We start from the raw sequence: 18,111 nt of genomic DNA, 5'->3' as shown, positions 1-18,111 counted from the left end.
TTCTCGATACAATTTTTGCTCCACTGCGTTACACAAAAACCACTCGAACTGACGGGAGTAGTTTGTATATCGTCACTTCGAGTGTTTTGAGCTTTGCTCAAAATGTATCGGGAAGCTTTTGTTAGGAGTGGGTTCTCGATACAATTTTTGCTCCACTGCGTTGCACAAAAACCACTCGAACTGACGGGAGTAGTTTGTATATCGTCACTTCGAGTGTTTTGAGCTTTGCTCAAAATGTATCGAGAAGCTTTTGTCAGAATGAGGTTCTCGATACAATTTTTGCTCCACTGCGTTACACAAAAACCACTCGAACTGACGGAGGTAGGTTGTATATCGTCACTTCGAGTGTCCCGACTTGTCGGGATGTATCGAGAAGCTTTTGTCAGGATGAGGTTCTCGATACAATTTTTGTTCCACTGCGTTACACAAAAACCACTCGAACTGACGGGGGTAGGTTGTATTTCGTCACTTCGAGAAAATAGAAGTATTTTATAAGGATTAAGGTAGTTTAGGAATTGTCCCTTTCGTAAAATATTTAAAAGAGTCAAAAAGGGTTAATTTTAGGGTTCCCTTATTTTCAATATTCGAATTAATATAATTATAAATGTCAAAATAATTTTTATAATTAACATCCGAAATTCTCATGATTAACTTCTTGTTTTTTACTAAGTATATAACTTGACTGTTGCTGCCTTTTCCACTTTCGGTAGTTTCAAAAGAATAATCTAAGCTTTTCCAATGAATGCATTTGTATCTTAAGAAGAGCATTTTGTAAATGATAACTCCCTCTTTTGTGAATGTAAGGGTATTTAAAAACCCTTCTAAAACATATAGTATCCAAAGAGGGATAAGTAAAACAGGCAGCAAAATAAGATTTGTTAAGCTAAAGTCGCTTCCGAAAATAACAAAATGAGTGAAAGCTAGTATCCAGAAAAGAGAAAATAAAATTCCGAGAAATGAAAATAGTAAGGGAAATAAATATGATTTTGAAGTCAACGGCATTGGTTTTTGATTTAGTATTCGAGAGTTTTTTAATTACGCCCCACTAGTGCCTTAGCTGTTTCTAGTCAGGAAGAAAAATTCGCGGTCCAAATCGTGTTTCAGTTGTCTCACTCCCCGTCGCATGATGAAGTAGGGAATGCAAAACATAAAACCGGCATGCAGCACAATAAATGGGAGTACGGGAAAAGGAAAACTGCTATCGGTAACCATACAAATGGAAATGAACCCGACATAAAAAATAACCAAAAAGAAATAAAATATCTTAAAGTAAGAGTTATACCCGTTTATTTCTGTAGTAATGATGAGCTTCCCATCCACTTCGGACAGGGTACCGGTAGCCTGAGCCACCGTACTGTTGTAGGTGAAGAATTGTCTTTTTCTTCTAAGCTTAAATCCCGTTTCCGATACCAATCCTTTAAATAAACGGGAATCCGTACTGAAAGCCTCAAACGGATTTAAAAGCATATTCGGATTGCCACGCTCGGTAATCTGGGAGAGGCGCTTTGCAAATTCGGTTTTGCTAATGGATAGTGTGGTGTTTAAATAGTCAATCAGTTTTAGTTTTATTAAAAAATCTTGCATTGGGTGACGGTTTATAGGGTTGTTATTGGTTTCGGTATTGTGTAAAGCTATTATAAATGAAAGTAATGACAAAATTTTGATTTAAAATTGCGAGCTCTTTTAACGTTATTTTACCATGTTTTGGATTAAAAAAGTTTTATTTTTGCCGCATGTCTGTAAAACAATGTATAGCGTTTAGTAAACTTTGGGTACTGCTGTTGTGCTTTAGCAATCTGGTAGTGGCCAAAACGCCTGCCGTTGATAAACACCTTCAGGACACTCAGACAGAAGCCTTTTTAAAAGCCGGATATTCCCTTTCCAAAGATCTGCTGCAGCCGCAAACTTTTTCCCGAGTACTTTCTGAGCATTCGGTTACTCCGCTGCCTTTGGGTTGTGCTGTGTTACAGTATGACGAAAAACTCCGTTTAATTTTAGGGTATAAAGGCACCACCGTACTGCTAGTTCAAGATGCTGACCGTTGCGAAAGCGTGTCGCACTTCTTGTTTCCGTATCATTTTTTTTGGTAGAATAGTAGTCTTTCGACTGCCGTTTTAAAAATCATCGCGCCCTTGTAGGGTGGCGATCTTCTATTTATTCAAAAAAAATATATACTCATGGATACATCCGTAATTATCATTGGTATCATACTCGCTTTAATCGTATGCATACCGCTCTATTTTGTTTTAAAACCTAAAAAAATAAACCAAAAGAAAATAGACTCCCTTTTTGCCCAATACAGTCAAAACAACCGTTATCGGTTTGAACTCATAGCTTCACAAAACCGAAAAGCCCTCGCGATTGACCCCAAGAATCGCGGGCTGCTTTTTATTGATTTTAATCTTAGCGAGCCGTTCGTGGCTTTTCGGGATTTGGAGCAAACCAAAGGCTGTGCGATAGCCACCGGCAACCCACCCGGCAAAGCCAATCTTATCAAAAAAATAGAATGGATCTTTTTTGCCAAAACCGGCATCAGCCAAGGAAACGATTTGCTCTTTCACGATGCCCAAAGACCTTACCTGGTTCCGGTATACGGCTATGAGGAAATGGAGCTGGCCAAAGAATGGCAACAGCTTATACACAAGTATTTGTAATGCAAAAGAAAAGCGGCCGATGAGCCGCTTTTTTTATGAAAAAACATGTTGTGCCGTCACTTCGAGTGAAGGAAAGCAAAAACCTAACGGTAGTCTTTATGTTCTTGTATCTCGGCTTTTATTCTGCTATTGATATCTATTTGGGCTCCTGTAAAAACGAATAGAGTCGTACCAAATTCCCTGGCATAGGGATTGGTGATAGCACCACCTATGGCTGACGTTTTAAAAAAGGGGGAAGTCTCTTGTAGTTCTGTTTGGCTTCCCGTGGTTTCTTTGATGCGCAGTATGTTTTCATATTTTTTGGTAAGGTCAAACCAATTGATATAATCGGCATTAAAAGAAACGGCTTGTATTTTTTGTTGGGTATAATAATTTATGGCACCTGCCTGCCCATAGTTATCGCAAAGGATAAGGGTTTTGTCCCGATTAGGTAATTTCAGGTAAGCCGAATCTACTTTGGCTGCCAGTTCTTTCCAACCGAGCATATCCGCAAAATCCTGAGGTAAAGTATGGTCTTTTCCGTCTTCCCAACGCAGCAGTCCAAAATCTTTATACGTTTTCGGATGTGCCACTATGTATTGCGGACTTTTATTAGGGAAAGCAATATTATAAATCGGAATGAAAAGCAGTAGTGGTATAGCAATAGTTACCGGTTTCAAATATTTTTTCCATCCGGTTTTTAGCCATTCGCCCAAAGCGACAGCACCAAATGCAATATAAATAGGGTATAAGCCTATCGCATAATAGTCTTTGGCCTTGAAATAGATAAAGACAATAAGGGTTAGAAAAAAGGAAAAGAAAAATAAGTGGTATTTCCGGAAAGGTTTATAGAACAGTAGCCCAACTAAGCCTGAAATGATTACAAAAAACGAGCCTATGAAAAACAACACTTGATGCTTTAAAAAATCCCATCGATCTACATTCACCAATTGTGTAGCGGCCAATTCTTTAAGGTGATGCACTACCGGAAAATGGTTGTTGTATTGCCAGAACAGGTTAGGCGCAACTAATACGAATGCCAGGAGCAGCGCAAAATAGAGTTGTTTTTTGGCAAACACATTGCGGTGCTTGGTTAACAATAAGACAGGTAAAAGGCCGAGAAGCAGAAATAGGATGTTGTATTTGTTGAGAAAGCCCAGCGCAAAGACAACCGCTCCAACAAACAGCCATTTGATGTTTTCCGTCTGTAAATACCGGATGACGATGTAATAAAACGTAACCCAGCTCAACACGTCGAAAGAAGTGGGTTGGTATAATAAATTGAGTCGCAACAAAGCAGAAAACAGTATACAGATAGAACCTAATATCAAGGAAAATAAACTCCCGCGCAAGGATTCAATGGTTTTCCATACGATGAAGAGGGTCAAGGCACCAAATAAGGCTGGGAAAAACTTAATCCAAAACACGGAATTCCCTAAAAGTAAAATCAGTTTAGAAATCCAGGAAGTAAAAGGCGGGACCGATATATAGCCCCAGTCTAAGTGGTTCCCTTGGTCAAGATGCAGGTATTCATCTCTGTGCAAATCATACGATGGGCTGATTAAAGCATATTGCAGTATAAATTTCAGCACAATAAAACCCAATAATAGTAAAGTCTTTTTTGTCATTGGTAGGTCTGCAAAAAAGTCCCTAAACGGGACTTTCATGTTATAAATCTATTTTCTGTAATTCTTTGTAATTCTTGCTGAGTTTGCCCAACAGTATGCCGTAAATCAGTTTGTAAAACAACCAAATGGCGATGACAATCAGCAACATAAATGCAAACACGATTCCTAAGGATTTGCATAACACCATATAGCCGGTGTCGTTATGAATTCGTTGCATCAGCGAGGCAAATTTCGAATCGTAATTCAGTTGTACATAGAGGATAACCAAGGTTCCCACCACAAAAAACACGATATTAAACCACACATAATAAATAACCGTCTTGCGGGTTTTCAGGATGTCGCTCATTAATTGTTTAGTCGATTTGGTGGCCGAAATGCGTTTGTAGTTTCGGTAAAACAAATAAATAAACACCGCTACCACCGTATAGTTGATGATGTTGTAAATGGTGTTAATCTCGCGAATGTATTCAAAGATTTCATTGCCATATTTTTTTCGAATATAGCTGTCGCCTAAATACATAACGCTGATGACATTCCAAAAAACAAACTCCAGTATGCTGATGATCAAAATCCATTTTACAATGGAAGACGACCTTTTATGAATCATTCTGTATATCTCATTTTCTGAAACCTGTTGAAAAGAATGGGTGTCTTTCTGCCAGGCTTTTTTTAGTAAATCCAACTCTTCCATAATCCTTAGGGATTTAATATTTTTTTTAATTTTCCTTTAATTCTGTTCATTTTAACTCTGGCATTCACTTCGCTAATCCCCAGTGTTTCCGATATTTCGGTATAGTCTTTGTCTTCTAAATAGAGGAACACCAAAGCTTTTTCAATATCATTAAGCTGATGCACGGCCTGATACATCAATTTGATTTGTTCTTCTTCTTCAAAATTATAGTCTTCCTGTGATAAGAAATGTTTTTGACCTTCATAACTGATGGTGGCCACCGAGCGGGTGCTTTTTCGGTAAAGCGTTATGGCCGTGTTTAGTGCCACGCGATACGCCCAGGTTGAAAATTTAGATTCACCTCTAAATTTGGGGAACGCTTTCCAAAGCTGTATGGTAATTTCCTGAAACAAATCGTTGTGCGCATCTTCGCCATTGGTGTACAACCGACATATCTTGTGGATGATGTTCTGGTTCTCCTTTAGCTGCTTGACAAATGATTGTTCTAAGTTTTCACTCATAGCCTAGTTAGTGTAAATTGTGTTGTTTTTGTTACACCCAACAAAACTACATATTTTAAAATGCAATTTCAAGTTTCTAATTTACCTATCTTTGCAGTGCAAAAATTAAGAAGCTTACACCATGAATATAGGGCATTACAATACACTTACCATAGCCAGAGAAACCAAAGTCGGATTATTTTTAACCGATGGCAAAGACGATGTGTTACTTCCGGTAAAATATGTGCCGAAGGAATACACCATTGGCGATGAGTTAATTGTATTTGTTTACCTGGATCACGAAGAAAGACCGGTAGCCACTACTTTGGAACCTTATATTCTGATGGATGAGTTTGGTTTGCTTCGCGTGAATTACATCAACCAATTTGGTGCCTTTTTAGATTGGGGATTGGAGAAAGATTTATTCGTTCCGTTCAAAGAACAGGCCCGACCAATGGAAAAAGGAAAGCGGTATTTGGTTTTTGCTTTCATCGACGAAAAGACGAATAGGATAATGGCTTCGAGCAAAACCAATCAGTTTTTGAGCAATGAGAATTTAACCGTGGCCGAAGGCGATGAAGTGGATTTAATCATTTCGCACATCACCGATTTAGGGATTAATGTTATCATCAACGATATTCACAAAGGATTGTTATATAAAGACCAAGTGTATGACGATATTCGTTTGGGAGACAGACTGACCGGATACATCAAAACCATTCGCCCTGATCATAAAATAGATGTTTCGCTGCAAAAACAAGGCTACGAAAACATTGAGCCGAATGCCGAAAAAATACTAAGCGAATTAAGAGCCAGCCGAGGCTTTTTAAGATTAAACGACAACAGCCATCCGGAAGACATCAAAACGGTACTGAAGATGAGTAAAAAAACGTTTAAGAAAGCTATCGGATCCCTCTACAAAGACAAGCTTATCGAAATCAAAGACGACGGCATTTATTTAATCAAAGAATAATTATTCGCCACCTTCGGGTTCTGCCGTTGGTAAAGGCGTTTCTATAGCCGTTTTCTTTTTATAAAAAAGACTGCTCACCATACTTAAAGTCGAGTAAGGTCTGTTCGAATATTTATTTCCTAAACACACCACCGTAACGGTATCTTTTTTCACAGGAACAAAAGACGTATTGTTGCCGTGCCACCATCCATTATGATAAATCATTTTTTCTCCGGTAGGCGGTAAAAAACGCATGCGCATGCCCAAACCATAATCCTTAATGGGTTTGGCCACATGGCCGGCACTGTACCCAAAATAAGCTTCCTGCAACAGTTCGGGTTTTATAAAATCGGGAGAGTAAGTACCCAAATCAAATTTCACCAAATCTCTTGGTGTGGAGTAAATATTTTTATCGCCATACAAGGCATCAAATTGATCCCAAGGAAAAATAGTATTTCCCCGGTAGGATTTGGATGCCGTCTCTCTGTCGGTATCATAGTTGAAAACATACGTATTGGTCATTCCCAGTGGCTTGAAGACCAATTCCTGCATAGCTCTTCGGTAATTTAAACCGGTAGCTTTTTCGATAATCAACGCCAAAATCACATAGTTGGTATTGCAATAATCAAAATGAGTATCATTGGGTGTAACCAATCGGAATTTGTTTTCCACTAATAAATCAAAAACATCCTGATTGGTCAGTATTTTTTTCTTATTCCATCTTTTTTTCATCAATCCTGGAAAGTTGGCATAATGCTGTAAACCGCTTCGGTGATTGAGTAAGGTTCGGATTGTCGTGCTTTTATAAGGAAACGTTGGCAGCCAATCGGTGACTTTTTGATCGAGCGAGATGTTGTCTTGTTGTACCAATCGCAAGACAGCAGTACAGGTCAATACTTTGCTTACCGAAGCCAAATGAATTGGAGTTGCCGCGGTTATTTTTTCGCCGGTTTTAGTGTTGGCATAGCCTTTATAATCTTCATAAAGAATGTGGCCGTTTTTAACCACAATAAAACCACCACTGTAATAAGGAGAATTGATGTTCTTTTGGTAAAACGAATCTATTTTGCGTTTCGTTTCAGTGATATAGGTTTCGGAGATGGGGCCAAATTTTACCGGAAACGGAGAAGTGATCAAGGTACTATCTTCTCCGACTTTCTCTTTCGAAAACAATTGTCCTATTCCGGCCATTGGGCTCGAGAAATAGAAAAGAAACGATAAAAAGAAGGTGATTAGAGTAATCTTCATAACACTTATAAGTCTTGCAATAATAACACTATTTGCCGTAAATAAAAACCTTTAGGTTCTAAATAAGTGTTAAAGTTAAAACTTTAAAGGCTATAATTATCAAATAAAAAACCACTCGTAGAGTGGCTTGTTTTTTATTCCGATTTAATTTTGATGGGAAGCGTGTATAAGGTTCTCACTTTTTCGCCGTCTTTAATGCCCGGAGTCCATTTGGTTTTAAGCGAATTTAAAACTCTGACCGCTTCTCTGTCCATCCCATAACCCGGGTTGCGCAGTACTTTAACGTCGGTCATGCTGCCGTCTTTCTCGATGACAAAGGAGACTAAAACCGTGATAACCGTTGAAGCGTCTAATTCAGGTCTCTCAAAATGATAGCCAATATATTCATAGAATTTATTAATACCGCCCGGATAAGCAGGGAGTTTGTCTAACAAAACTGTCGGAGTAGCATCATCTGTACCCGGATTTTCAGCCGGAGCTGTTGGTGTTGTGATTGGAGAAACATCAGTTCCGTTTCCGCCATTAGGACTCGGATTTGTTACAGGAGTGTTATCCATGTGGTCATTGGCAGGCACATCAACAGCATCATCAGGACGTGCCACGACCATATGGGAAAGATCAAGATTTGGTTTTTCAGTGGTTTGCTGAGGTTTGGCTCTGGTAGCTATAGGCTTCACCGGTTTTACTTCCGTTTCCGGTTTTATGGTAACCGGTCTGATTAAGGGAAGATTACAGATGACAATGCCGCCATTATCAGGTTTATCCGCAAAAGAAGAAAGCAATAAATCCAAACCGATAATGGATAACAGGAGTAAAGCACCACTCAACAGTGCTATAAAAGTAGTTCTGGCATTTTCCTGACGCAATTGGTAGGCACCATATTTTTTGTTTCTGTCTTCAAAAACCAGATCAATCCAGTTTTTGTCATAAATACTAACGTTTGACATAAAAAATTGTTTTAGAGTTAAGTATTTATACTACATAAGCGAGGTGTTTAAGTATATAACGCAACAAATGATAAAATAGTATAAATAATGTTAAATATTTATAGATATAGAGGATGTTTTTCCCTAAAAGGTTGGGAAGCGCTAAAGAAATTTTTTAAAAAAAGAAAAATTATTTTGTGCTCTCGATGATTTCTGCCAAGAGTTTTTTGGCGCGAAGCAGTTTGATTTTGACGTTGCTCAAAGGTTCACCAAGCTGTTCGGCAATTTCCTGATAACTCATTTCCTGAAAGTAACGCAGTTGGATAACTTCCTGATAATGCGGTTTCAGTTCTTTGATGAATTGCAATAAACGCGATAAGTTTTGTTCGGTGATCAAGTCGTCTTCTGCCGATGGGGAACTATCAGCTACATTGTAAGCCTGCTGATCTTCCTCATCTGTGATTTCTACAAAGAGTGTAGATTTCTTTTTGCGAAGCAAATCAATGTGCACATTTTTGGCAATGGCAATCAGCCAGGTGTTGAATTGAAATTCGGGATTGTAAGTGGCAATTTTGTCAAAAGCTTTCGAGAAAGTTTCTATGGTAATGTCTTCCGAATCGGTTTCGTTTTCGGTGCGTTTGAGCATGAATCCGTATACTTCGTTCCAATAATGGTCGAGCAAAAAAGTAAACGCTACTTGGTCACCTTTCTTAGCTTTCTCTATGTAGTTGTTTATTTCCAATGTACCGGTTTTGAAAAGGTATTGGTGATAAAAACATTCAGTTGGGTAAAAATCAAAGTGATTTCAATGATGGGAAACCAATACATTACGTCTTTTTCTTTTAGTTTTCCGGCAGCAAACCCCATGCTTATCCAGGCAAAGATATAACGGAAACCAATAATACTAACCACAGCAATCCATTGAAATTGAAAAGCTAATAAGATAATCGGCAATAACAAAAACAACAATTGCGAAGCATAGAAAAGACTCAATTGGTTTCTGTCGAACATTTTATAGTGCTTGGCAGTCGATACGTGGCGACGTTTTTGGGTAAACCAATCTTTAAAAGATGTTTTAGGCTCAGAATAAGTAAAGCTTTCCGGTAAATAGCAAATGGTAGTATTGTCACCGGTCGCCGCCTGATTGATGAATAAATCATCATCGCCCGAACGGATTTTCATATGATCCATAAACCCACGCACTTTGAAAAATTCATCTCTTCGGTACGCCATGTTGCGACCAACACCCATATAGGGTTTACCTAGTTTGGCCCAAGAAAAATATTGAGTAGCTGTCAATAAGGTTTCAAAACGAATGATTTTATTTAGGAAGGAATTCGGAATCTTGTCATAAGCTCCATATCCCAAAACGATACTTTTTTGAGTGGTAAACTGCGAACTCATCGAAGTGATCCAATCTTTGGAAGTAGGATAGCAATCGGCGTCAGTAAATAGCAGGTATTCGTATTTGGCGGCTTTGATACCAAGGGTTAAAGCGAATTTTTTATTGCCCCAAAAGGCTTCGTTGTTTTCTACTTTGACCAATTTCACATTCGGATATTGCTTTTCAAATTCCTCAAAAAGCTCCAGTGTATTATCGCTCGAAGCATCATCAATCAATACGATTTCGAAGGTAGCGTAGTTTTGTTCGGCCAATAATGGTACAAACTTTTTGACATTTTCTTCTTCGTTTTTAGCACAAACAATTACCGAAATCGGAATTCTTTTGGGCGTAACGGTTTGTGGTTTAGCAAAAGAAAATTTACCAAAAACTACAATATAATAAAGGAATTGAACAACAACTACGGCAATAAATAGACAGAATAGAGTTAGTAACATAGGGCTTTTTCGACTTTAAAAAGGTCTGCAAATGTACAAAATCAATTGTGAACTTCGAATGAAGAAAGATGAAATTTTACACCGCTTATTTTCGGTTCTCTTTCATCTCATTAGCCACAGCAATAGCTTGATTGTCATTGGTTTTTTCTAACTCGGAAACAATATTTTTGTAGTTTTTATCGTCACGGTTTTGCGATAATTTTTTTTGAGCTTCTATGGCTGTAATTTCAATTTCAAAAGCAATAATACCACGGGCTTCGCGCATCGTCTTTTCGGACAAGGCTTCCACACGAACCGGTTTTTCCGATTTGGCTTCGTACTTGTCAACTAGTTTTTTCAACGAATTAACGGCTTGTTCGTGATTGTAGATTGTTACTTTTCCATACACATGAACGGCCAGATAATTCCAGGTAGGTACGTTTTCATGGTCATACCAAGAGGAAGAAATGTAAGCATGCGCTCCCGAAAATACTGCTAAAACTTCGTCGTTGGTTTTGAAACTTTCGGCTTGCGGATTCAGTTTAGAAACATGTCCAACTAGAATCTGTTTTCCGCTTTCATTTAGATCCAACACCAACGGAATATGGGTGGCCCAAAGTTTTCCATTCGTTTGATTGATCAAAACCGCAAAGCCATTCTGATGGATGAAGTGCTGAATTTCTTCCTGATTTTCGTTTTTATAAAGTTCCGGAATATACATGATTACTGGAGTTTAGTCGGATTTTGAATTTGATATACCACACCGTCGTGTACATCAAAATTGAACTTTTTGACAAAGGTCATCTTTATTTTTTCTAAGACTTTAATTGAGGCTGTATTTTCTTCCATGGCTCTGCCCACGATGGTGTCGAGATGTAAAGTGGTAAAGCCATAAGCAAGACAAGCTTGAGCGGTTTCTGTGGCATACCCTTGGTTCCAGTAGCGCTTAAAAAATCGAAAACCCACATCCACTTCATCCAAATCGGGAGCATATTTTAAACCGCACCAGCCCAGAAACGCTTCGTTGGATTTGGCAATTACCGCCCAACGACCGTAGCCATATTTTTGATATTGGTCGTAATTTTGGAGAAAAGATTTGGCTTCTTCGATATTGGCAAAGGCTTTATCGCCAGTGTATTTTATAACGTCTTCGTCTTGATTTAATAAATAGAAATCCGGAGCATCATTTACAGTCAATTCTCTGAGATAACAACGTTCAGTTTCCAGTATTAGTTTCATGTTAAATCACATTTACTTCCGCTTCAATGGCAATACCGAATTCCTTTAGAATAGTGGCTTGAATGTCTCTGGAAACCGCTAAGATTTCCTGCCCGGTGGCGTTGCCATAATTGACTAAAACCAGTGCTTGATTTTTATGAATTCCCGCATCGCCAAAACGCTTGCCTTTAAAACCGGCTTGTTCAATCAGCCAACCGGCCGGAACTTTGACCTGGGTTTCCGAAACCACATAGTGAGGCATATTAGGATGATGAGCATGAATCTTATCATAATCCACTTTTGGAATAATAGGGTTTTTAAAGAAACTGCCGCTGTTACCCAATTCTTTCGGATCGGGCAGCTTGCTCTGACGTATGGCAATTACCGCATTACTGACGTCTTTTAAAGTGGGAGTTGTTACGTTTTGTTTTTCCAGTTCCTTAGTGATATCACCATAGGAAGTGTTGATTTTATGGTTGCGTTTTGTCAATCTGAAAACTACCGAAGTGATAATGAATTGGTCTTTTGCTTCGTGTTTAAAAATGCTTTCACGGTACCCAAAATGACATTCCTCTTTACTGAACGTTTTCATGTCCTGAGTAGCAATATTCATCGCCTCGCAGGAAACAAAAGTGTCTTTGATTTCTGTGCCGTAAGCCCCGATGTTCTGCACTGGCGTAGTACCCACATTGCCCGGAATCAGTGACATGTTTTCCAATCCACCGAAGTTTTGCTGAATAGTCCACAATACAAATTCGTGCCAATTTTCGCCAGCCATGCTTTCTACCCAAACAAAATCATCGTCTTCTTTGAGCACTTTTCTGCCTTTCAAATCGATGTGAATTACCAAAGCGTTGATGTCTTGCGTAAGCAACATATTGCTGCCACCGCCCAGTATGAATTTTTTCTCGTTTTGGTTTTGCTGTAAAACGATTTTTAATTCGGCTGTTGAATGCACCGCTACAAATTGTCTGGCCTTAGCTTCGATGCCAAAGGTGTTGTATTTTTTTAAAGAGAAATCGGTTTGAATAGTCATTGTATTTCAAAATTGAACTTCACAAAAGTAAAGCAAAGATTTTTAAACGAATTTTTTAAAATAGTTTTTGTACCAAATGTGCAGCATGAAAATCGGCATGATATAAGGCACAAGCTTGGTATTTCCTTGGCGCAATTCGGCTACTAATTTTTTACCATCCAGATTTTCCAAAAAGTTCATTTCAAAAATCGGACTCGTAGCAAAAGCATCCAGCTCTTCTTTAAACGCCGGATATTCCAGCAGGTAAGTATTCCACGGGGCGCTCAACCCAATTTTCCGGAAGCTGATAATTTCTTCGGGAAGTTTGCTTCTCATCGTATCTTTGAGAATGAATTTTCCTTTTTTTCCGGTGAATAGCCACTTGTCATCCAACGTTCCTAATCCGGCAATCAATCGGTAATCTAAAAAGGGCTCTCGGCATTCGATAGAAGTTCCCATCGTACAGCGGTCATTTCGGTCGAGCAACGAGCACATATATGTATGCTGATCAAAATACAAAGCTTGTCGTTGCGGATTATTGGGGTATAATATTTTGGCTTCTTCTAAGATACTGTGGCGGTAGCCGTTGAACGGTTTATCCGCTCTTCCATAAAACTCCTGAATGTCTTCGGGGTACACATTGGAACCGTTGAAGATAACCAAATCATCTACATTATGAATTTTGGAATAGCGCAACAATTTGTCGTAGCGCGGTCTTTTGCTGAATTTTTCTATCGAGCTCAAACCCGAAATCACTTTCAGTAAAGACGGACTTTTTAAGGCCTTGTACCGTACATAACCACCCATCAATTCATCGGCACCTTCGCCGGAAAGCAACACTTTTACTTTGGGTTTCGCCATTTTGGAGACCGCCAAAAGATGCGGTTCGTTCAAGTGCATCAAAGGCTCATCCTGGTAATAAGTGGATTCCAACAGGTTTTGAAATAACGATTCGTTGTTAAGTTGGGTGTTGTTAAATGTATAGTTGTATTCTTCGGTAATTTTTTTGGCCAAAAAAGACTCATTGTGTTCATCTTCGGCAAAACCAATGTTAAACGTATTGATGTTTTTGAAATCCTGATGGTATAACGAGGAGAGAATAGAGCAGGAGTCAAGCCCGCCGCTCAAAAGCACTCCCACAGGAACATCACTCACCATACGAAGTCTCACCGATTCAAAGAAGGTTTCTTCAAACCAACTTTTAGGATTTTTAATGGTTGGAAAATTTTCGATTTCTGATTTTAAACTCCACCATTTGTTGTAAGTCGTGTACCCATTGTTTTCCAAAACCATATAATGTCCCGGGAGTAATTTTTTTACCCGATTGTACAAAGTGTTTTCGCCGGCCACAAATCGGTTAAAGAAATATTCATCCATGCCGTTTTCTGAAATTTCCAGCGGAACTCCGGCAGTGAACAGCGCTTTTTGTTCGGAAGCAAAATAAAGACAGTTTTGATAAAACGCGTAATACAACGGTTTGACACCCATTCGGTCACGCGCCAAAATCAATTTCTTTTCTAAAGTATCCCAAATAGCGAAAGCAAACATGCCCTGCAATCTTTTCAGACACTCCAGGCCGTAAAGTTCAAACAGCATCATCAAAACTTCAGTATCAGAACCTGTTTTTATGGTTAATCCTTTGCTTTTTAATTCGCTGTAAAAGGATTTGTAATTATAAATTTCGCCATTAAAAACGATAACATATCTTTTGTTTTCAGAGAAAAAGGGTTGATGTCCGGCGGCACTGGTATCGATAATTGACAAGCGTCGATGCCCTAAACCAATATTGTCCTGGATAAAAAATCCGGCATCATCCGGACCACGATGCTCCAAGGCATCGCGCATTTTCAAGAGCTGGCTTTCGTCAACTTTGGTATGGTTAAATTTTAAAATACCGTTAATACCACACATAGTTAGTTCGCTTTTGATTTTAGGGTGATTAATTCATGGTAAGCCGCTGCAATTTTCTTCATATTGATGATATAGTTGGCATTTTCTTCTACAAATTTTCGGTTTCTTTCGACTACTGCTTTTCTCCAAATGTCTCTTTCAAAAGCTTCGATGATTTCCTGAGCCAAAATTTTATCATTCCCATTTGGGATAAGTATGCCGTTTTCATGATTGTTGATCCAGCTTCTGTTGCCCGGTAAATCCGTTACTATGGGGAAACAACCGCAAGCCATGGCTTCAAATAAAGAAGCTGAAACGCCTTCTGTAGTGGGCATACTGATGTAAAAATTAGACTTTTGCAACAATTCGGCCACTCTTGTATTTGGAGTTCGCCCTTTAAAAATCACTTGATCTTGTATGTCTAAATCAATAGCTAATTTTTGGAGAGATTTCATCATACTACCGCCTCCAATGATTCGAAGGGTAAACGGAATATTTTTCTTTTTAATTTCGGCAAAAGCCTTTAAAATAACCTCATGTTTGTACTCCGGCTCGAGCGATCGGGTAACAACGGCCTCAATGGATTTCAGGTTTTGAGTCTCGCTAAAAGTAAAATTTTCCAGGTTAATTCCTTTAGGCAATTCCATTACTTTGGTCATGTCTACCTTACTTTTTTCCATATGATCCGACATAACTTTACCCCAGGCATGGATTAAATCGGCCTTTTTGAAAGCGTAATCCTGTAACATTTTTTTAAAAGGATACAAAGGAGAATGGTGTGGCCAAAGATCCGTAATTCCTTGCTGGGCAATTGCTACCGGTCTTATTCCGGTTAGCGCTGCTAGAAATCCATAACTGGTGGTTCTTTCGGCTATGACCATATCGGCTTTATACGATTGCGTCATTTTTTTTATTTTGAAAAAAGTGAGAAACAATTCAAATAACCGTCTGAGTCGACTCACTCCAACGCTACTTTTTTTGAGCTCCCAAGTGACAATTTCAAAATCGCCAAATTCTTTGAGACCATTCATCCAAGTAATAGCGTCAGCGCGGTAGGTTTCTCCCAAAAAAAGAATTCTTTTTTTTGCCATCAGGGTTTAGTCTTCGGTTTCTAAAGCGCGGTTTAGAAAGTCATTTAAAGGTTTTAACACCAGTAGTTTTTGAGCCACAATTTTACTGAAATCTTTATCGGTAAAGAGTTTGTCGTCAATTTTTTCAGAAGCGGTAAAGCTTTTCAGTTTCAAAAATTCAATGGCCGGATGATTGGGTTCAAAATCTTTTGGTGCTTTTTTCAGCATATTGGCTTCTTCGCGAGTGAGCTCTTTGAATTCTTTTTTGAAATTTTTATCATTGACAATGGCTTCCAAATCTTCATGGAAAAAGGCAATTTCCTTGCGGATTTTCTTCAATTCCTCGGGCTCCGGACACCAAACGCCACCGGCGATAAAGGAGTTTCCTTTCTCAAAATGAACATAATAACCGGGACTGTTTTTACGGAATTTATTTTGGGTAAACCAAACGCCCATATTGGTTTTATAAGGCGATTTGTCTTTAGAAAAACGAATATCCCGATTGATGCGGAAGGTACAATTCTTAACTTCCAAAGGCTCTAACGATTTGTCCAAAGGTTTCATTTCAGCCAAAAGCGAGGCGATATAACTGTGATAGTCTTTCTTGTAATTTTCATACCTTTTTTTGTTGGCATGCATCCAATCTGTATTGTTGTTGGCCACTAAATCGGCTAAAAACTGAAGCGCTTTTTTGGTAATCATTTTATAAATGTTTTTTTAAATCCTCTTCCGAAATAAACCCGGTGTTTCGCCACACTTCTTTGCCATTTTCATAAAGAATAACCACAGGTAACGAATCCAGTTTTAGCTCAGTTACCAATGTTTTGTTCTTATCGGCATCCAGTCTTACGATGGGCATTTTACCTTTCATGTCATTTTGCATTTTGATAAGATATGGTGCCATTTTTTTGCAAGGGGCACACCATTCGGCATAAAAATCAACCAATACTTTTTTGTCTGATTTTATCAGCACATCAAATTCTTCATCACACATACCTACCACTTTACTGGATGGTTTGCCATATCCTGTGGCGTTCCATTTCATGATGCCACCATCTAAATTGTATATTTCTTTAAAGCCCAGTGCAGCTAATTTATTGGATGCTTTTGCGCTTCGGCCACCCACTTTGCAATACACAAAAATCGGCTTGGATTTGTCTAAAGCAGTCACTTTTTTAGCAAAGTCATCCCCAAACCAATCCATATTAACAGCATTATCCAAGTGTTCTCCCTCGTATTCTTCTGGAGTTCTGACATCTACTATTTGTGCATTTGGAGTGCTGTTTAGTTTTTCGGAAAACGATTTAGCATCAAGTGTTTGTACCTCTTTGGCTTGTTGTCCCTGACAGCTTAGGAATAGAAAACAGAGTAATACTATGGAAAGAAATTTTGATTTCATGTGTTGCAAAAATTTGACGCTAAATTACAAATTTGGATAATACTAAAGAGTAAATATTTTATAACTCTGATGGGTGGTTTTGACTATGTTTTCGGTGCGTTCCGGATGAGTGTCAGAAATGAATAATTGCCCGAATTCTTCGTTGTTGACCATCTCAATTATTTTGCTCACGCGAAATTCATCCAGTTTGTCAAAGATATCATCAAACAACAGTATCGGTTTTTCGCCGCTTTGTTTTTTGACAAAATCGAATTGGGCCAATTTTAACGCAATCAGAAATGACTTTTGCTGGCCTTGGGAACCAAACTTTTTAATCGGATAGTTGTCGATTTCAAACGATAAGTCATCTTTATGAACGCCCACCGAAGTATATTGTAAGGCTCTGTCTTTAGTAATGTTTTCTTCCAATAAAGTCAACGTGTCTTTTTCGAATAAATCACTTTGATAAACCAATTGCACTGTTTCGGCAGAATTGGTAATTTCCTGATGGTATTGGTTGAAAATCGGTATGAAATCATTTAGAAACTGCTTTCTTTTTTCAAAGATAGCTTGTCCTAATTGGTTCAATTGCTCATTATAAATACTTAAGGTATCTTTTTCAAAAACATGATTCAACGCAAAATACTTCAGCAAGGCGTTGCGCTGACTGATGATTTTTTGGTATTGAATAAGCTTTTGCAGATAGGAATTATCCAATTGCGAAATAACGCTATCGATGAACTTTCGTCTTGTTTCGCTTCCTTCCACAATCAAGTCTCTGTCGGCTGGCGAAATAATCACCAAAGGAATGAAGCCGATGTGGTCGGAGAATTTTTCGTAGAGTTTGCTGTTGCGCTTCAGGATTTTCTTTTGGCCTTTTTTCAGGCTGCACAAGATTTGTTCGGAGCGGTCATTTTTTTCGAATTCGCCATCCACTACAAAAAACTCTTCGCCATGTTTGATGTTCTGTACTGCCAGCGGATTGAAATAACTTTTCCCATTGGCCAAATGATAAATGGCGTCGAGGATATTGGTTTTGCCAATGCCGTTTTTGCCCACGAAACAATTGATTTTGGCATCAAATTCGAAGGTAGCTTCCGAAAAATTTTTGTAATTGAGTACTGAAATTCGCTTTAAAAACAATTTGGTTTTGTTTGAAATTAGT

20 protein-coding genes are annotated in these 18,111 nt (G+C 38.5%); 3 read left to right on the top strand and 17 right to left on the bottom strand.

All coding sequences use genetic code 11. The features are described 5' to 3' along the window. Positions 1 to 498: 498 nt before the first annotated feature. Together V7D82_RS06905 and V7D82_RS06900 are read right to left on the bottom strand one after the other, a co-directional pair. Entirely contained in the window at positions 499 to 1,002 is a 504-nt protein-coding gene (locus V7D82_RS06905) for a hypothetical protein (protein ID WP_333600246.1), read from the bottom strand. 51 nt (positions 1,003 to 1,053) lie between these two features. Then, positions 1,054 to 1,584, bottom strand: coding sequence for a hypothetical protein (locus V7D82_RS06900; RefSeq protein ID WP_333600245.1), 531 nt, complete (start codon positions 1,582 to 1,584; stop codon positions 1,054 to 1,056). Between the two features lie 149 nt (positions 1,585 to 1,733). On the opposite strand from V7D82_RS06900, the gene V7D82_RS06895 reads away from it, so the two are divergent. Both V7D82_RS06895 and V7D82_RS06890 read left to right on the top strand, forming a co-directional pair. Beyond that, positions 1,734 to 2,090, top strand: coding sequence for a hypothetical protein (locus V7D82_RS06895; protein ID WP_333600244.1), 357 nt, complete (start codon positions 1,734 to 1,736; stop codon positions 2,088 to 2,090). An 87-nt stretch (positions 2,091 to 2,177) separates the two neighbouring features. Then, positions 2,178 to 2,654 (top strand): hypothetical protein, encoded by a 477-nt coding sequence (locus V7D82_RS06890; RefSeq protein ID WP_333600243.1) that lies wholly within the window; start codon positions 2,178 to 2,180, stop codon positions 2,652 to 2,654. Between the two features lie 83 nt (positions 2,655 to 2,737). Here V7D82_RS06890 and V7D82_RS06885 read toward each other — a convergent pair whose 3' ends face one another. The 3 genes from V7D82_RS06885 to V7D82_RS06875 are packed head-to-tail and all read right to left on the bottom strand — an operon-like array spanning position 2,738 to position 5,452. Then, positions 2,738 to 4,261: a glycosyltransferase family 39 protein gene (locus tag V7D82_RS06885; protein ID WP_333600242.1), complete on the bottom strand. Its 1,524-nt coding sequence runs from the start codon at positions 4,259 to 4,261 to the stop codon at positions 2,738 to 2,740. A 40-nt stretch (positions 4,262 to 4,301) separates the two neighbouring features. After that, complete coding sequence (locus tag V7D82_RS06880; protein ID WP_333600241.1) at positions 4,302 to 4,952, bottom strand: hypothetical protein; 651 nt, start codon at positions 4,950 to 4,952, stop codon at positions 4,302 to 4,304. Positions 4,953 to 4,957: 5 nt separating this feature from the next. After that, positions 4,958 to 5,452, bottom strand: a complete 495-nt coding sequence (locus tag V7D82_RS06875) for an RNA polymerase sigma factor (protein ID WP_333600240.1) — start codon at positions 5,450 to 5,452, stop codon at positions 4,958 to 4,960. A 121-nt stretch (positions 5,453 to 5,573) separates the two neighbouring features. Here V7D82_RS06875 and V7D82_RS06870 point away from each other — a divergent pair, with 121 nt between their 5' ends. After that, a complete protein-coding gene (locus V7D82_RS06870; protein WP_333600239.1) occupies positions 5,574 to 6,404 on the top strand; it encodes a CvfB family protein in 831 nt (276 codons plus the stop codon). On the opposite strand, the gene V7D82_RS06865 is transcribed toward V7D82_RS06870, so the two are convergent. From V7D82_RS06865 to recF, 12 genes are all read right to left on the bottom strand, one after another. After that, on the bottom strand, positions 6,405 to 7,631 hold the full coding sequence (locus V7D82_RS06865) for a serine hydrolase domain-containing protein (protein ID WP_333600238.1): 1,227 nt from the start codon (positions 7,629 to 7,631) through the stop codon (positions 6,405 to 6,407). A 134-nt stretch (positions 7,632 to 7,765) separates the two neighbouring features. After that, the gene (locus V7D82_RS06860) at positions 7,766 to 8,578 is read right to left on the bottom strand and encodes an energy transducer TonB (RefSeq protein WP_333600237.1); all 813 of its coding nucleotides are present in this window, start codon (positions 8,576 to 8,578) and stop codon (positions 7,766 to 7,768) included. Positions 8,579 to 8,747: 169 nt separating this feature from the next. After that, entirely contained in the window at positions 8,748 to 9,299 is a 552-nt protein-coding gene (locus V7D82_RS06855) for an RNA polymerase sigma factor (RefSeq protein ID WP_333600236.1), read from the bottom strand. Beyond that, the gene (locus V7D82_RS06850) at positions 9,290 to 10,396 is read right to left on the bottom strand and encodes a glycosyltransferase (RefSeq protein ID WP_333600235.1); all 1,107 of its coding nucleotides are present in this window, start codon (positions 10,394 to 10,396) and stop codon (positions 9,290 to 9,292) included. Before V7D82_RS06850 ends, V7D82_RS06855 begins: the two co-directional genes overlap by 10 nt. A gap of 85 nt (positions 10,397 to 10,481) precedes the next feature. Then, on the bottom strand, positions 10,482 to 11,096 hold the full coding sequence (locus V7D82_RS06845) for an FMN-binding negative transcriptional regulator (protein ID WP_333600234.1): 615 nt from the start codon (positions 11,094 to 11,096) through the stop codon (positions 10,482 to 10,484). Positions 11,097 to 11,098: 2 nt separating this feature from the next. Then, the gene (locus V7D82_RS06840; protein WP_333600233.1) at positions 11,099 to 11,614 is read right to left on the bottom strand and encodes a GNAT family N-acetyltransferase; all 516 of its coding nucleotides are present in this window, start codon (positions 11,612 to 11,614) and stop codon (positions 11,099 to 11,101) included. A gap of 1 nt (position 11,615) precedes the next feature. Continuing rightward, the gene (gene murB, locus V7D82_RS06835; RefSeq protein WP_333600232.1) at positions 11,616 to 12,629 is read right to left on the bottom strand and encodes a UDP-N-acetylmuramate dehydrogenase; all 1,014 of its coding nucleotides are present in this window, start codon (positions 12,627 to 12,629) and stop codon (positions 11,616 to 11,618) included. Between the two features lie 42 nt (positions 12,630 to 12,671). Then, entirely contained in the window at positions 12,672 to 14,519 is a 1,848-nt protein-coding gene (gene asnB, locus V7D82_RS06830) for an asparagine synthase (glutamine-hydrolyzing) (RefSeq protein ID WP_333600231.1), read from the bottom strand. A 2-nt stretch (positions 14,520 to 14,521) separates the two neighbouring features. Further along, positions 14,522 to 15,589 carry a glycosyltransferase gene (locus tag V7D82_RS06825; protein WP_333600230.1) on the bottom strand — a complete coding sequence of 356 codons (1,068 nt, stop codon included), beginning with the start codon at positions 15,587 to 15,589 and terminating at the stop codon, positions 14,522 to 14,524. A gap of 6 nt (positions 15,590 to 15,595) precedes the next feature. Continuing rightward, the gene (locus tag V7D82_RS06820) at positions 15,596 to 16,270 is read right to left on the bottom strand and encodes a DUF2461 domain-containing protein (protein WP_333600229.1); all 675 of its coding nucleotides are present in this window, start codon (positions 16,268 to 16,270) and stop codon (positions 15,596 to 15,598) included. Between the two features lies 1 nt (position 16,271). Beyond that, positions 16,272 to 16,967, bottom strand: coding sequence for a thioredoxin domain-containing protein (locus V7D82_RS06815; RefSeq protein WP_333600228.1), 696 nt, complete (start codon positions 16,965 to 16,967; stop codon positions 16,272 to 16,274). A 42-nt stretch (positions 16,968 to 17,009) separates the two neighbouring features. Continuing rightward, positions 17,010 to 18,089: a DNA replication/repair protein RecF gene (recF, locus tag V7D82_RS06810; RefSeq protein ID WP_333600227.1), complete on the bottom strand. Its 1,080-nt coding sequence runs from the start codon at positions 18,087 to 18,089 to the stop codon at positions 17,010 to 17,012. Positions 18,090 to 18,111 lie beyond the last annotated feature (22 nt).

It is taken from the genome of Flavobacterium sp., assembly GCF_036741995.1.
Lineage (GTDB): Bacteria > Bacteroidota > Bacteroidia > Flavobacteriales > Flavobacteriaceae > Flavobacterium.
Note: the sequence above shows the minus strand (reverse complement) of the source record. Positions and strands in the feature narration are given on the sequence as shown.

Excerpts from the sequence above, each read along its gene's own strand:
- V7D82_RS06905 (WP_333600246.1), bottom strand. The coding sequence starts at position 1,002 with ATGCCGTTGACTTCAAAATCATATTTATTTCCCTTACTATTTTCATTT.
- V7D82_RS06900 (WP_333600245.1), bottom strand. The coding sequence starts at position 1,584 with ATGCAAGATTTTTTAATAAAACTAAAACTGATTGACTATTTAAACACC.
- V7D82_RS06895 (WP_333600244.1), top strand. The coding sequence starts at position 1,734 with ATGTCTGTAAAACAATGTATAGCGTTTAGTAAACTTTGGGTACTGCTG.
- V7D82_RS06890 (WP_333600243.1), top strand. The coding sequence starts at position 2,178 with ATGGATACATCCGTAATTATCATTGGTATCATACTCGCTTTAATCGTA.
- V7D82_RS06885 (WP_333600242.1), bottom strand. The coding sequence starts at position 4,261 with ATGACAAAAAAGACTTTACTATTATTGGGTTTTATTGTGCTGAAATTT.
- V7D82_RS06880 (WP_333600241.1), bottom strand. The coding sequence starts at position 4,952 with ATGGAAGAGTTGGATTTACTAAAAAAAGCCTGGCAGAAAGACACCCAT.
- V7D82_RS06875 (WP_333600240.1), bottom strand. The coding sequence starts at position 5,452 with ATGAGTGAAAACTTAGAACAATCATTTGTCAAGCAGCTAAAGGAGAAC.
- V7D82_RS06870 (WP_333600239.1), top strand. The coding sequence starts at position 5,574 with ATGAATATAGGGCATTACAATACACTTACCATAGCCAGAGAAACCAAA.
- V7D82_RS06865 (WP_333600238.1), bottom strand. The coding sequence starts at position 7,631 with ATGAAGATTACTCTAATCACCTTCTTTTTATCGTTTCTTTTCTATTTC.
- V7D82_RS06860 (WP_333600237.1), bottom strand. The coding sequence starts at position 8,578 with ATGTCAAACGTTAGTATTTATGACAAAAACTGGATTGATCTGGTTTTT.
- V7D82_RS06850 (WP_333600235.1), bottom strand. The coding sequence starts at position 10,396 with ATGTTACTAACTCTATTCTGTCTATTTATTGCCGTAGTTGTTGTTCAA.
- V7D82_RS06845 (WP_333600234.1), bottom strand. The coding sequence starts at position 11,096 with ATGTATATTCCGGAACTTTATAAAAACGAAAATCAGGAAGAAATTCAG.
- V7D82_RS06840 (WP_333600233.1), bottom strand. The coding sequence starts at position 11,614 with ATGAAACTAATACTGGAAACTGAACGTTGTTATCTCAGAGAATTGACT.
- murB (WP_333600232.1), bottom strand. The coding sequence starts at position 12,629 with ATGACTATTCAAACCGATTTCTCTTTAAAAAAATACAACACCTTTGGC.
- asnB (WP_333600231.1), bottom strand. The coding sequence starts at position 14,519 with ATGTGTGGTATTAACGGTATTTTAAAATTTAACCATACCAAAGTTGAC.
- V7D82_RS06825 (WP_333600230.1), bottom strand. The coding sequence starts at position 15,589 with ATGGCAAAAAAAAGAATTCTTTTTTTGGGAGAAACCTACCGCGCTGAC.
- V7D82_RS06820 (WP_333600229.1), bottom strand. The coding sequence starts at position 16,270 with ATGATTACCAAAAAAGCGCTTCAGTTTTTAGCCGATTTAGTGGCCAAC.
- V7D82_RS06815 (WP_333600228.1), bottom strand. The coding sequence starts at position 16,967 with ATGAAATCAAAATTTCTTTCCATAGTATTACTCTGTTTTCTATTCCTA.